The sequence below is a fragment of the Agrobacterium tumefaciens genome (assembly GCF_017726655.1).
Taxonomy (GTDB): domain Bacteria; phylum Pseudomonadota; class Alphaproteobacteria; order Rhizobiales; family Rhizobiaceae; genus Agrobacterium; species Agrobacterium tumefaciens_B.
This window is the reverse complement of record NZ_CP072309.1, coordinates 2099903-2114387: the sequence shown is the minus strand read 5'-3', so window position 1 is coordinate 2114387 and position 14485 is coordinate 2099903. Positions and strand designations below refer to the sequence as shown.

Sequence of the window (14485 nt, the reverse complement as noted above, 5' to 3'; positions counted from 1 at the left end):
GATCAGGCCCTCCGTCAGTTCAGATCGATGGGCTTGCCGCGAAGCTGAAAATGATCCGTCGCCACGAAGTTGAAGGTCTTGCCAAGAATGATGACCTCGCCATTCGCCTTCATGATGAATTTGGAATCGCCGCATTCGATGACGAACTCTTCACCGACTGCAATCTTCTTGAACTTTCCGACGCTCTCCAACGAGGTCTGGCCGACATTCGTGACTTTACTCACCCCGATCTGTTCAGCCCGCGCAACCCCGACGCTATCTGATTTGAAGGTGCTGACAATGGTGTTCATGATGCCAGGCAGCGGAAACAGACCGGACGCATCGGAACCGACCCCCGAGCCGGAACCGGCAAGCGCCGTACCCGCATCCGCACGCGGGCTCGGGCCGGAGACCACACCTTCACGTGCGGAGAGGCCGCCCGTACCGAGAAAGCCGAGTGCCGATGAAGCAAGCGTGGTGGCGAAGGCCGCGACACCCGGGCCACCGCCGCCTGCGATCTGGGCTGCCTGCGAAAGCAACCCGGCCGTTTGCTCTGAAAGGGCTTGTACGCCGGCCATGGCCATCATCGCCATCGGTCCCGTTCCACCGACCACCGTATTCACCGAGCCGCCGATCTCGTGTTTCTGGTTGCCGGAAACTTCCACCGCGCGGTTGCCGCCAACGGACGCCACCTCGTGCCGGTCGACGCGCTTGGTCCGGTCATTCAATACCCGCGTCGTCTGGTCCTTCTGTGCATGGAAGAACTGGTTCTCCTTGCCAGCCTCATCCTCGAAGGTGATTTCATTAAAACCGTCGCCCTTGTGGCTGTTGGAGCGCAACACCATACGCGTTTTGTTGGCAGGCAGGTCGTAAGGCACGGAATTGGCGGGATTGTTGACCACGCCGATAACCAGCGGTTTGTCCGGGTCACCATCGACGAAGGCAACCATCACCTCCATGCCAATACGCGGAATAACCTGCGCGCCCCATGTGCCGCCGCCCCAAGCCTGGCTCACCCGCACCCAGCACGTATCCGTGCCATCCTTCTTCGCCTTGCGATCCCAAGGGAACCACAGCTTGATTCGGCCATATTGATCCGGATGGATTTCCTCACCCTCGGGGCCAGCGACGATCGCCACCTGCGCGCCTTCGATGCGCGGGCGCTTCGTTGTCCGGTGCGGCGTCAATGGCACGCGGGCCGGAATTGCCTCGAAGTGGTTGCGATACTCAGGCTCGTTACTATTTGTCTCATAGGAGAGATCGACAATGCTGTGGCTTGCCCTGATGACCACATGCTCTTCATAGGCATGTTCTGGATGCGCGACCTCGTAAGGCGTGAAGCGGCGGCCGGCTTCCAGAATGCGCGAGGTGGACGATCCGAATACCCGGTCGTGATCGGCCTCGATCGCCTGGGTGCGCAGTTTCTGCGCCCGCTCGGCTTCTTCGACTGTCCTGATGCGGGCCGGATATTCGTAGAGCTCGCGTTTTGTCGCATCCGGCATTTGCACCAGAGACGGCGTCATCGTGCCCGGCACCATGCCTGGCGTCTCGAAATTCCAGTCCGCACCCGCCCGCTGGCCGGAGACATAGGAGAAACGCCGCGCCCAATCGTTGATGTGGTTGCGATCCGACGAGCCCTGCGCCAGACGCACCGTTCCCTCCCCCTGGGCAGCCGGCGACGGCCCGAGCCAGCCGCTGGCGCTATCGGCCACATGCAGCTTGTGGGAACCGTCCTCGTGGCTGAACCAGTAGAACAGACCATCCTCTTCGAAACGGCGGGTAAGATAATCCAGATCGGTCTCGTTAAACTGCACGCTGTAGTGCTGTGCAGGCGGCGGCGAAATGATGCCTGACGTATCGGGTGCGGGAATGCCGTGTTCGGAAAACAGCGTCTCGACGATCTCCACCGCTGTCTTGTCCATCCAGATCCGGCAGTCGGAACGCCGCGACAGAAGCCACATCTGTGGCCGGATGGTCATCGAATAAGAGCGCAACCCACGCGTAATCGGAGGACCTTCATGGAGCTCTGTTACCAGGCCGTTAAAGGGACGGCGAACACCGCCGCCCTCACCCTCGCCCTGGCTGATTTCGATCGAAACATCGACCAGCCGTCCGATCAGTTCCTCGGGCTTGACCGCTTCCTTCTTGGCACGCACCGTCAGGCGAATGTCAAAGAGCTGCGACACGCCTTCCTCGACGGTCAGACGCTCCGGCAGAAGCTGATCCTCGCCAAGTGGCGACTTGACCTTGAGGACGCGGCTCGCCTGAACGAAATCAGAAAGTGACGACTGGTCGTCCATGGAACACTCCTAATCAGGACCCGCGGCTGGACTGAAGTGGCCAGAACCAGATCGTTTCCGAATTGTAGTAGCAGGCCGATGCGCATTGGGTGGCCTCTGAGCCACCCCGCACAAGATCGATATGGCCGCCGCCGGTATAACCAGGGATATTGTTGAACGCCACAACACCGTTACGCGCGCCGATGCCATTACGCGCTGTCGCGGGGGTAAACGGCTCTGGCTCGCCGAGATAACTCGTTCGTTTCATCAGATTTGCGAGGCGGCGCATGTTCACCTCAATGCCCTTGCCCGCATAGGGACCTTTCTGGATGCGATGCGAGGATGGCACGATGTTGATCCCCGATTTCACGAAAGCGATGCTGACGCGGATGGCACAGGTATTGTGATAGTTCGGGTTGCCGATGAAATCATCCCAGCCGATTTCCGTGAAAAGATCACGCTGGCTGAGATAGTTCGGGTGCGACGGGTCGCTGCTCGGATAATTCTTATAAAGAGTGTCAAAGTTAACGCGCATGGTTCGTCCCACTAGTTACTTTTCTGCTCACAGGGAAAGGAGACCTTGAGCGCCTCCCGCACGAGAGTGGCTGCCTGTTCATCGAGTTTTTCCGCAGGAAGATCGCCGAGATAGGTGTAGATCCGGTCGGTGAGTTCATGGGGCGCGACGGCGCCTGCACCACACCAGTCCGATCCGCTCGTCAGATCGGCCACGCCGGCGATATAGGCGCTTGATTTTGCAACGGAAACCAGCCGCCGCATTTCCGGATCGGACACCTCCGGGGCAAGCTTACCCTCGATGGCCTGCTTGAGTTCGGCACCAGAGAATATCCATGTCCGTTCCGCTGCACTGACCGGCGAAAGACCGGACGATACCAGAACAACCGGCACGGAAACAAAAAACACATATAGGGAGCGCATCAAAAAACCGCCTCGACCAAAGTCGACGTGAAACATCACGACGTGAGCTGCAAAACTGCAATGAAAACGTTCCGGTGCCGGCAACGCCGGCACCGGGGCGCGTCACGATCAGGCAGCCTTCGTCGTCGCCAGATCGTAGGAGGCGATCATCGGAGACTGCGGCGAGTTGTTGTCGTCGAACGGCGTGTACTTCACTTCCATCTTCGTGAAGTTGAGCTTGACGGTTTCCACCGGACGGTCACCGCTGGAATCCACCGAGTAGCTGGCGATAAGCGTGTTTGTCAGCAGATACTCGATATAGGTGTTGCCCGGATTACCCGTGGTCACCAGATGAATGGTTGCGAGCTTGCCGGTCCGGCCGGCGCAGGCTTCCTGGAAAAGCTTGGTGGAAGAAGAATCGCTAACCTTGGTCAGAATGACTTCCGAAATGGTCGGTTCGGAGGCCTCGCGGTTTGCAGCAGAACCAGCAGAGGTGTTCATGTTGCGGGCCACGTTCCAGTGAATGGCTTCAATATCCATCCACTTACGATGTTCCTCATGGGTGGCGTCGCCCTGGATACCGTCAATCTGCAGATAAATTGGCATGCTGTAAGCTCCTGTAGCTAAAATGACCTCTTGCTCCGAGGCCGAGTTACCCTTCGTTTAATGCCGCATGCGTCGGGTAGCCCCATCCGACGCGGCAACTTTATCCACCCCAACCTCTTCGGTTACGGCGAATTCATCTGCTTCCCCAGCCTCTTCGGCACGAATGCCGAACCCGTTTTCACCAAAATCGACAACAATCTTCCCGACACGCTCTCCCGCGATGACCTTTTCGAGGAAAAAGCTGGAAAGAGGCGGCAGGAGATCCTTGCCGATCATGATTTCAATGGCGCGTGCGCCAATCTCACTTGCACCGGCGCGCGCCACCAGGGCATCTCGCGCCGTATTGGACAGGGTCAGGCCGGTGCCATATGTTGCGAGCACACGTGCCCTGATCTTGCCAATCTGAATATCCACGATCCTTGCAAGCGCCTCAGTCCCAAGCGGCATGAAGGGCAGAATGATCGTGCGCCCGAGGAACGCGGGCTTGAACTGTTTGGTAAGCTCCGGCATCAGAAGCGTTTCCAGCGCTTCGCCTTGCGGCATCGTGTCGGGATCGGCCGACAGCGCCGACAGCAACTCCGAGCCTGTATTGGCCGTCATGAAGATAGTGGTGTTTTTGAAATCCACGTCGCGGCCTTCGCCATCGCGCAGCACGCCCTTGTCAAACACCTGATAGAAAATGTCCTGGACGCCGGGGTGAGCCTTGTCGATCTCATCCAAGAGCAGAACGCCGAACGGCCGGCGGCGCACCGCTTCCGTCAACACGCCGCCTTCGCCGAAACCGACATAACCGGGCGGCGAACCGAGAAGCAGCGAAACCTTATGCTCTTCCTTGAACTCCGACATGTTGATCGTCGTCAGATGGCTGTTGCCGCCGTAGAGCATGTCGGCGAGCGACAGCGCGGTTTCGGTCTTCCCCGTGCCGGACATGCCGACAAGGAAAAAAACGGCCGGCGGGCGGCGCGGATCGGATAATCCGGCCCGAGCAGTGCGCATGGCATCAGCAATCCGGGCAATTGCAGCATCCTGCCCCACCACCCGCTCCCGCATGCGCGCATCGAGTGTCCGGGCACTTTCAATCTGGTCCGCCAGAAGTTTGCCGAGTGGAATTCCCGTCCATCGCGAAACGACGGCGGCGATCGCCTCACGATCAACAACTGTCGGGACAAGTCTGTCGGCATTTGCCGGCTTCATGTCGACCACAGGCCGCAGGGGCGAGACATTGGAAACATCGCCTTCAACCGGCTGCCCTTCGCTTAGCTCAGCCATCTCCGCGTCGTAACGCTCACGCAGATCATCGATCCCGCTCTCAAGCTTTTCGACTTCGCCGCGTATCGACTGAACACGGGTGTCAATCTCGTCATTCTGCGGCTCACGCAAAAGCCAGTTCAACTCATCGGTGAGAAGGCGCCGCTCGCTTTCCATGGCGCGCAGCCGCTCCGGCTGGGTCTGCCGTGCCAGTGAAACGGCAGCCGCGGCCGTATCGAGAAGGCTGACCGCCTTGTCCGGTAACTGCCGCGCGGGCATGTAGCGTGCGGATAATTGCACCGCGGCCACGATCGCCTCGTCACGAACGACAACGTTGTGATGGCTGACGAAGCTGTCAGCGACACCGCGCAACATGCGTATGGCTGTCGTCTCGTCCGGCTCGCGCACGTGCACAGGCTGGAAACGACGGGTCAGCGCCGCATCCTTTTCGAAATATTTCTTGTATTCGCTCCAGGTCGTCGCCGCGACGGTGCGCACTTCACCGCGCGCCAGAGCAGGCTTGAGAATATTGGCCGCATCGCCCTGCCCGGCTGCACCACCCGCACCAACGAGGCCGTGGGCTTCATCGATGAACAGGATGACGGGTTCGGCCGAACGTTTGACCGCATCGATCACGCCATGAAGGCGGCGCTCAAACTCACCCTTCACGCCGGCACCGGCCTGAAGCAGCGAAATATCGAGGTTCAGCAGGCGGACATTACGCAACTTTTCCGGAACGTTGCCAGACGCGATTTCCAGCGCCAGCGCCTCTGCAACCGCCGTTTTACCAACGCCGGCCTCACCCACCAGAATGGGATTGTTCTGTCGGCGGCGCGTCAGAATATCAACGAGCTGGCGCAACTCATCATCGCGACCAATAACAGGGTCAACCTTGCCATTGCGGGCATCGGCGGTCATGTCCTGGGTGTAAAGGCGCAAGAAATCATTCTGGCCTGCAGACTGTCCTGCCCCTGCCTGCCCTGAGCCCGCCAGCGCGGACGGAACATCCACGCCTGCGCCATTTTCGGTCGAGCTGCGAAGACGCTCAAGCGCGGTGCGATCCATCGCCTTGAGAGAAGGAAATGCCGAGCGGACGAAAGAGCGAAGTGAGGTTTCCTCATCCATCGCCAACAGCAGATCGCCAAGCGTGACACGGTCGCGGCCAGCCTCCAGCGATGCGAGAATCCAAGCCTCCCGGGCTGCCGTGAGGATGTTCTGGGAGAGCGACAAAGCCTCTCCGTCGCCGATGACGGCCTCCTCCAGACTGCGGCTGATTTCAGCCTGCAATACCGGAAGTGGAATTTTCAATTCCTCGAACGGTTTCGCATAGATGCCAGAATCCACAACCGCAAGCAGCCAGTGCGGGATATCCACGTATCTGTGCCCCATGCGCACCGCAACAGAAGCCGCAGCTTCAAGGGTAACACGCAGGTTTGGCTCAAGCGCTCCAACGAGGCGGTTGAGATCGATATGCGACATGCAATGAGCCTCCTGCCCGGGTTCATTCCACAACGTGACGTGGAGTAAATATGATGATGAAACCAACTTGTCCACCCCGAAGTTGATTTTTTATCAGGTGAGATTAGCCACTAGACGCCACAATTTAGACACATTTAGAATAAGTCTGTCGTATGAATAGCCTTACGTAAGGGAAGTAACTACAAAAAATCCATTACTATTTCTCGGAGATAGACTGACGTTGAACGCGCTGAACGTTAAAACAGATTTAGAATTTTTGAATGACTGCGGAGAAAATATCCGGGTCAATGCAAGAACGCGTGAAATATACTATAGAATTAAGGATGAAAGAAACCAGGCTCGCACAGAAGAGCGCGCCGCTGCTCCGCAGGATAACCTGAAAATATCCAGTAGCTGGGATAATGTCAGCAATCTTGGATTGCAGATTATATATTCCGAAAGCAAGGATGTTGAAATATTGGCGTGGCTTGCGGAAGCATCGCTGCGCCTGCGCGGCTTCCATGGTCTGCGCGAAATCTACGATCTCGGCAAAGAGCTATTTTACAACCACTGGGACTCGCTGCGGTCGATCAGCGACGAGAATGACGAAGAAAAATTTGCACCTTTAGCGGGATTGAACGGTGTCGGCAGCGAGGGAACGCTTGTTCAGCCTTTGCGCCTCGCCTCATTGATCCCGGGCGGGAAATTTGGCGAACACAGCCTCTGGGACTTTCAACTCGCGCAGCGCCCAAATGAGAGCAAACGTCGCGAAGAGCTATATCGGCTTGCGTCTGAAACTGGCGTTGCCGCCATGTCGTCCCAGTTGGCAGAGGTGACTGCGTGCCTCTCCTCGTTTGATGCCATCATGGCCATCCTTGCCGAGCGCTGCGGGCAATCGGCACCCCCGAGTTCCCATATCCGCAACACGCTGGTCGAAGCAGCGTCTGCAATTCGCTCGCTCGGCGGGCGTGACCAGGATCCGGCGCCCGTCGAACAGGAAACCGTGGCCATCGGCGGTTCCGACGAGAACGGGGCGGCCGCCGTGCGTCCCGCCGTTACCGCACCGGAAGGCATATTATCGCGCGACGAAGCATTTGAAACTCTTCTCTCGGTTGCGCGTTACTTCCGCCGTACCGAGCCGCATTCACCGATCTCCCTTGCCATAGAGACACTGGTGCGCAGGGGACGCATGGATTTTTCGGAACTGCTGGCCGAGCTTTTGCCGGAAGCCCAGGTCCGCAACGCAGTCTTAACCGCCGCCGGCATCAAGCCAAGCGGAGAGAGCAACGGAAAATAGAAAGCACGGAGCGCGACGCCGCTCCGTAACAGTCGTCTGTGCCAAGGGGCACCAAGGAGGTTGAAATGGCAAGTGTACATGAAAAGCTGGAGCGTGTTCGCAAACCACGCGTTCATATCAAATACGAAGTCGAAACCGAAGGCGCGATGGTGGTCAAGGAACTGCCTTTCGTGGTCGGTGTGCTCGGTGATTTCTCCGGCAATCCCACCCAGCCGCTCAAGCCGTTCGGGGAGCGTAAATTCGTTCAGATCGACCGCGACAACTTCGACGAAGTCATGCGGCGCATGACGCCCGGTCTCAATATCTCCGTTGCCAATACGCTGCAGAAAGATGGCACGGACATGCAGGTCAACCTGAAGTTCGAAAGTATGGATGATTTCGAACCCGGCGCTGTCGTGCAGCAGGTTCCGGCGCTCAAGGCGCTTCTGGATGCCCGCAACGAACTGCGCGACCTTCTTTCCAAGGCCGACCGTTCGGAAGATCTTGAGCGGCTGCTGGAAGATATTTTGCAGAACAAGACCGACCTCGCAACGCTGGTTTCCGAACTCAAGGAAAAGAACGGCGCGAAAGAATAATAGCCTGTGCGGAGGAATACCTCCTCGAACGGCCCCGCTTGGGGCTTCCAACTGTTCAAGCGGCATTTTCAAAGCCGCATGTGGAAGGACTGAAACATGAGCGCTGAGAGCCTGCTGAAAAATGAAGCACAGGCAACGACCGCCGAAGATCAGGGACTGCTGTCCAAGGTGGTTGCCGCTACCCGTCAAACCGAACCGGACCGCGCGCAGAACCTCCTGCGCACGCTGACCGATCAGGCACTGAAGGGGACGGTAAAATATGACCGCAACCTAACCGTCACCCTTAACCACGCAATCGCGGAGCTGGACCGGACGATTTCCGAACAGCTCGCCGCCATCATGCAGGCGCCCGAATTTGCCAAGCTTGAGGGCACCTGGCGCGGATTGAACTATCTCGTCAAGAACTCCGAAACGAGCGTCAACCTCAAAATCCGCGTCATGAATGCCGGCAAGCGTGAACTGGCGCGCGATCTCGAAAAAGCCGTCGAATTCGATCAATCCCGCCTTTTCAAGGCGATCTATGAAGACGAATTCGGCACCCCGGGCGGCGAACCGCTCGGCGCCATCATCGGCGATTATGAATTCGACAATTCCTTCGATGACGTCCAGCTGCTGCAAGGCGTCTCATCGATCGCGGCGGCAGCCTTCGCGCCATTCATCTCGGCTGCCAGCCCGCACATGTTCGGTTTCGAGGACTATCGCGATCTCGCCCGTCCGCGCGATCTGGAGAAGATTTTCGACACGGTCGAATATGCCAAGTGGCGCAGCTTCCGCGAAAGCGACGATTCCCGTTTCGTCACGCTCGCTCTTCCGCGTGTGCTGGCGCGTATGCCCTATGGCCCGAAAACCAATCCGATCGATGATTTCGCCTACGACGAAACCAAGGGTGCGGTAAATGGTGACCTTGAACATGACGAATATTGCTGGATGAACGCCGCATATGTGATGGGCACCAAGCTGACCGATGCCTTCGCAAAAAGCGGCTGGTGCACGGCTATCCGAGGGGCTGAAAACGGCGGCAAGGTGGAAAACCTACCCATGCACGTCTTCTCCAGCGATGACGGCGACCTGGATCTGAAATGCCCGACCGAAGTCGGCATTACCGACCGCCGCGACGCCGAACTCGGCAAACTCGGCTTCCTGCCGCTCTGCCACTACAAGAACACGGACTATGCGGTGTTCTTCGGCGCCCAGACCGCGCACAAGCCGAAGCTCTATGACAAGCCGGAAGCCACGGCCAACGCCGCCGTTTCGGCACGTCTGCCCTACATCATGGCCACGTCGCGTTTCGCGCATTATCTCAAGGTTATGGGGCGCGACAAGATCGGCTCCTTCATGGAAGCGTCCGATTGCGAAGTGTGGCTCAATCGCTGGATCGCCAACTACGTCAACGCCAATGACGAGGCGGGTGAGGAAAGCCGCGCCAAATATCCGCTGCGCGATGCCAAGGTGACCGTGCAGGAAGTGCCCGGCAAACCCGGCGCCTACAATGCAGTCGCATGGATGCGGCCCTGGTTGCAGATGGAAGAACTGACGACCTCGCTGCGCATGGTCGCCCGTATTCCGTCGAAGAACTGAGCCTGGTCCGGGGTGGTCTGCCACCCCGGCCCCGTTCATCATCCGGAGCCCACTCATGGCGCATCAGTCCTTCCCGGACGCCCGCATTTTCGCCGACCAGCTCATCGCCCTCATAGACGATGCGCTGACCGGCCAGGTGAACGCCATTCTCCACCATCCCGATTTTCAGGCGATGGAGGCGAGATGGCGCGGGCTTGCCATGGTCGTGCGCGAAGCGGGCCGCAGCACCGATGTGAAGGTGAAACTGCTGAACGCCAGCTGGCGCGACCTTGCCCGCAACACGGAACGCGCCACCGACTTCGACCAGAGCCATCTTTTCGAGGTCGTCTATAACCGCGAATTCGGCATGCCGGGCGGCGAACCGGTCGGCCTTCTGATCGGTGACTACGCCTTTTCCCCTGATGATCTTGATGGTGCCGATTCCATCACAACGCTGTCACAGATCGGCATGGTGGCTGCGGCCGCCTTCTGCCCTTTCGTGGCGGCAGCTTCGCCCTCCACCGTTGGGCTGCAGGACTTTTCGGAGCTCAGCCGGGTCCATGATTTCTCCTGGCTGAAACAGGAGAAATCGCGGCTGCGATGGAATGCGCTTCGCGCACGCGACGATTCACGCTTCGTAGGCCTTGTCGCACCGCGCGTTTTGTTACGCTCTCCCTATAAGCCCTATGCGCGCGGGCGGGATGATGGATTTCCATTCCGCGAGCATGTGGCGGAAAGCGGCGAGACTCTGCTGTGGGGCAATGCCGCCTTCGCCTTCGCAACGGTTGTGGTACGCAATTTCGTCGATTCCGGCTGGTTTGCAGATCTGCGCGGTGTGACACAGGACGCCATGGATGGCGGCATGCTCTCTGCCCGGCAATTGCCACCGCTTGATCTCGGCATTGAGAGCAACGGCCTGTCCGCCCAGCCGCCCGTGGAAGTGCAACTGACGACGGGACAGGAACAGCAATTTTCCGATCTGGGCATCGTACCCGTCTCCACCACCTATCTTTCTGGCATGGCGATCTTCAACGCCAACCAGTCCCTGCACGCACCCGGCCATTACTCCACCGAAGCGGCCAGGCAGAACGCCCGCCTTGCTGCCATGCTGCAATATGTACTGTGTGCCTCCCGGTTCTCGCATTACCTCAAGGTCATCATGCGCGATGACATCGGCCAGTTGAGCGACGCCACAACGATAGAGCGCAAGCTGGAAAGCTGGCTTTCCTCCTACACGCTCGGCAATGACGATGCGGAAGCGGCATTGCGCACGCGCTATCCGCTGCGCTCTGCGGGGATCAATGTCTTCGAGGTTCCCGGCAAGCCCGGAACATTCTCATGCACCGTGCGCCTTCAGCCGCATTTCCAGCTCGATGACGTCTCCACGAGCTTCCACCTCATTGCCGAAACCATAATGCCGGCCACCGCCGCATCCCGGCCTTCAGCCGAGCCGCAAAGGATATCCGCATGACGCTGCGCGACGATATTTCCCGCCTCCTGGACGACAACCAGCTGCAAGACGCAATCGCGCTCGCGCGGGACCATGTGAAAACCAGGCCGACCGACAAGGATGGCCGCCATTTCTACATCGACCTGCTGGTCCTCGCCGGCGACTATGAAAAGGCCGATGCGCAATGCAATCTGGCCGCAACATTTTCACCGCAGGACAGCGTCGGTTTTTCCCTCTTTCGCCACCAGCTGCGCGCCATGGCCGCACGCAATGCGTGGTTTGAAAGCGGCGCCGTACCGGATTTCCCCGGCGGCCCCTCCGAACTTGACCAATTGGCCATCCGGGCGAACATTGCCGCGCGTAGCGGCGATGTCGAGGGCGCGAAAGGCGCGTTGAATGAACTCGACGAAAAACGCGGCAATGTACCAATTGGCCACGACGGCAAGAGCGCCGGCGACATCCGCGATCTGGACGACCGGGTTCCGCATGCGCTGGAAGTCCTGACCAATGGCGGCCGTTATCTCTGGATCGATTACGGACGCATCGAGAGCCTCAGCATCGACCCCATGAGCCGCCCGCGCGACCTCGCCTTTCGCGGCGCCGAACTGACGTTGCGCGACGGGGCAATCGCATCCGTGCTGCTTCCGGCGATCTATCACGGTGCGGGCGACGATGTCGGTCTTCTCCTCGGTCGAGAAACGCACTGGAGTGAGGGTGAACCACTGATAACGGGTCTCGGCCAACGCTGCCTGCTGATTGGCGACGATGTTGTGCCGTTCCACCAAATCGGCGCGCTTTCCGCCCTGTCCGACGAAGAAAGGCAGATCGCCCGTGGTTGATCCGCTGGAGCAATATCGCGCACGGCAAAGGACGCTGTCGCGCTCGGTTCTGGACCGGCTGCTCGATGACGCACCGGATGCGGAAACGGATATGCTCGTCAGCCTGAAGGATCAGGCCCGCGAGATGCGCGAGGTGATCCGCCGCGACCTCGAGGCATTGCTCAATACCCGCCGCAATCCGGCCGGCCCGCCGGCAGCACTCAAGGAACTGTCCGATGCGCTCGTGAGCTATGGCGTTGATGGCATTCTTTCGGCCAACTTGGTGACGGATGCCTCCAAGGCGCGTCTCGCTCGCAGCATCGAGCGGCGGATTTCCCTGTTCGAAACACGCCTTGCCGACGTCCATGTGACGATCCTGAAAAACCGCACGGATGGTGACCGGGCGCTTCGCATGCGCATACAGGCAAGCTTCCGCCTTCAGGAAGGCATGCCGCCGATCAGCTTTGAATCCCGGATCGATCCTTCCACGCAGCAATTCCTGGTGGAGGCGACGAATGGCTGAAGGCTTCCTCGAAAAGTACAATGACGAGCTTTTTGCGCTGCGAAAGCGCGCATCCCGTTTCGCGGCGGCGTTTCCGAAGATCGCCGGCAGGCTGCGGATGACGGGCGACGTTGCCGACGATCCGCATGTCGAGCGTCTGATCCAGAGTTTCGCCTATTCCGCCGCCCGGGTGCGCCAGAAGCTGGACGACGAATTCCCCGAACTGTCAGACAGTCTGCTGGAAACGCTCTATCCGCATTATCTTGCCCCGATCCCTTCGATGAGCGTCGTGCAATTCGCTCCGAGCCCGGCGCTGGCAACCGTGCAGACGCTTCCCCGTCACAGCGAAATTCTCGCCGAACCGGTTGGCGGCGAAAGCTGCCGTTTCCGTACCACGCAGGACGTCGAGATCGCTCCACTGGAAATCGCAGCTGCGACGCTCACCGGTCAGCCGATCGACGCCCCTTTTTCGGCGTCCTTTGCTGGCACGGCCAGCTGTTTGAGGCTTTCGCTACGCAGCACGGCCCCGCGCGGCGGTACTTTCCCGGAAATGGGACTGACGAAACTCCAGATTTTCCTGTCCGCCGCATGGCAGCAGGCGACAGCGCTTTACGAGCTTTTGACCAACCATTGCGTCGGCATGGCGCTTGCGCGTCACGCCGAGGACAAGGAAGCCGTTTTCCTACCCGCCGGAAATCTTACGCCGTCCGGGTACTCTCGCGATAAAGCCATGCTGCCATATCCAGCCAACAGTTTTGATGGATACCGGCTTCTCACCGAATTCTTCGCGCTACCGCAGAAATTTCTATTTCTCGACATTGACGGGCTGCAGAAATGGGGCGGCGGCGACTGCGAGCTTTACATCTATCTGGATGCGGCGGACGCGCGGCTTGAGCGCATGGTGTCGGTCAGAGATTTTGCGTTGAACGCCTCACCGGTGATCAACCTGTTCAAACAAAGCTGCGAGCCGCTTAGTCTTGATGGTACGCGGACGGAATACAGGTTGCTGCCGGATGCACGGCGGCAGCGGACGCGCGAGATCTATGCCGTTGAAAACGTTCAACTGACCAGCCGTTCCGGACAGACCGAGAAGACGTCTCCGTTTTTTGGTCGCACACAGCGCAATAATGGCGCAAACGTTTACTGGCAGATACAGCGCCGGTTCGATGATGACGGCTCTTCCGATACGGACATCGCCTTCGTGGATCAGACGCGCGGCCCGCTTGGGCCGCTCGACATGGTGGCAAGCATCGATACACTTTGCCTCAACCGCGAACTGCCAAGCCAGCTTCCCTTTGGCGGCGGGCACCCATTCCTGCAGCTTTCTACCGGCAACGAGGCGGTGAAATCCGTCCATGCACTGATGCCGCCGACGGAGGCGATCCGCGTCAACGAGCGTTCGGCACGCGAGTGGCGGCTGATCTCACATCTTCTCCTCAACCATCTTTCGCTCACCGACAACGGCGGCGCGCCGCTGAAGGACATTCTCTCGCTTTATTCCTTCAGGGACAGCCCGGAAACCCGACAGATCGTGGAGGCGATCAGCAATGTCGAGGCGCAGAATTCTCATGCCCGGATTGGCTCGGCAATGGTCCCGGGAACGGATATCACGGTGGAGTTTGACCCGGCACTGATCGCGCGACCTGCCGCATTTGTTTTCGCCGGCGTCCTCAACCATTTCTTCGGGCTCTACACGTCGATCAACAGTTTCACGCGGCTGACGGCGACGATGCGCGGCCACTCTAAACCGATTGCCCGCTGGCCAGCCCGCGCCGCCGACCGGCCGTTGCTCTAGGAGACG

At 59.2% G+C, this 14485-nt stretch carries 12 protein-coding genes; 7 read left to right on the top strand and 5 right to left on the bottom strand.

Translation table 11 applies throughout. The annotated features are described in order from the left end of the window. Positions 1-14 precede the first annotated feature (14 nt). The 5 genes from tssI to tssH all read right to left on the bottom strand — a co-directional run bounded on the left by tssI (position 15) and on the right by tssH (position 6506). Positions 15-2279 carry a type VI secretion system tip protein TssI/VgrG gene (gene tssI, locus AT6N2_RS23835; protein ID WP_209091794.1) on the bottom strand — a complete coding sequence of 755 codons (2265 nt, stop codon included), beginning with the start codon at positions 2277-2279 and terminating at the stop codon, positions 15-17. A 13-nt stretch (positions 2280-2292) separates the two neighbouring features. Then, positions 2293-2793 carry a type VI secretion system amidase effector protein Tae4 gene (locus tag AT6N2_RS23830; protein WP_045531759.1) on the bottom strand — a complete coding sequence of 167 codons (501 nt, stop codon included), beginning with the start codon at positions 2791-2793 and terminating at the stop codon, positions 2293-2295. An 11-nt stretch (positions 2794-2804) separates the two neighbouring features. Beyond that, a complete protein-coding gene (locus AT6N2_RS23825) occupies positions 2805-3194 on the bottom strand; it encodes a Rap1a/Tai family immunity protein (RefSeq protein ID WP_209091793.1) in 390 nt (129 codons plus the stop codon). A 108-nt stretch (positions 3195-3302) separates the two neighbouring features. After that, positions 3303-3779 carry an Hcp family type VI secretion system effector gene (locus tag AT6N2_RS23820; RefSeq protein WP_004431488.1) on the bottom strand — a complete coding sequence of 159 codons (477 nt, stop codon included), beginning with the start codon at positions 3777-3779 and terminating at the stop codon, positions 3303-3305. A gap of 57 nt (positions 3780-3836) precedes the next feature. Further along, positions 3837-6506, bottom strand: a complete 2670-nt coding sequence (gene tssH / locus AT6N2_RS23815; protein ID WP_209091792.1) for a type VI secretion system ATPase TssH — start codon at positions 6504-6506, stop codon at positions 3837-3839. 220 nt (positions 6507-6726) lie between these two features. Between tssH and tssA the strand changes: the two genes are divergently transcribed. The 7 genes from tssA to tssF all read left to right on the top strand — a co-directional run bounded on the left by tssA (position 6727) and on the right by tssF (position 14479). Next, a complete protein-coding gene (tssA, locus tag AT6N2_RS23810; RefSeq protein ID WP_209091790.1) occupies positions 6727-7782 on the top strand; it encodes a type VI secretion system protein TssA in 1056 nt (351 codons plus the stop codon). A gap of 65 nt (positions 7783-7847) precedes the next feature. Beyond that, entirely contained in the window at positions 7848-8357 is a 510-nt protein-coding gene (gene tssB / locus AT6N2_RS23805) for a type VI secretion system contractile sheath small subunit (RefSeq protein WP_209091788.1), read from the top strand. Between the two features lie 96 nt (positions 8358-8453). After that, positions 8454-9935 (top strand): type VI secretion system contractile sheath large subunit, encoded by a 1482-nt coding sequence (tssC, locus tag AT6N2_RS23800; RefSeq protein WP_004431481.1) that lies wholly within the window; start codon positions 8454-8456, stop codon positions 9933-9935. A gap of 55 nt (positions 9936-9990) precedes the next feature. Then, the gene (tssC, locus tag AT6N2_RS23795; protein ID WP_209091786.1) at positions 9991-11385 is read left to right on the top strand and encodes a type VI secretion system contractile sheath large subunit; all 1395 of its coding nucleotides are present in this window, start codon (positions 9991-9993) and stop codon (positions 11383-11385) included. Further along, positions 11382-12203 (top strand): type VI secretion system accessory protein TagJ, encoded by an 822-nt coding sequence (locus tag AT6N2_RS23790; protein WP_209091784.1) that lies wholly within the window; start codon positions 11382-11384, stop codon positions 12201-12203. Before tssC (AT6N2_RS23795) ends, AT6N2_RS23790 begins: the two co-directional genes overlap by 4 nt. After that, on the top strand, positions 12196-12705 hold the full coding sequence (gene tssE, locus AT6N2_RS23785) for a type VI secretion system baseplate subunit TssE (RefSeq protein ID WP_013760992.1): 510 nt from the start codon (positions 12196-12198) through the stop codon (positions 12703-12705). The genes AT6N2_RS23790 and tssE overlap by 8 nt, the downstream gene beginning before the upstream one ends. Next, on the top strand, positions 12698-14479 hold the full coding sequence (tssF, locus tag AT6N2_RS23780; RefSeq protein WP_209091783.1) for a type VI secretion system baseplate subunit TssF: 1782 nt from the start codon (positions 12698-12700) through the stop codon (positions 14477-14479). The genes tssE and tssF overlap by 8 nt, the downstream gene beginning before the upstream one ends. Positions 14480-14485: the final 6 nt, after the last annotated feature.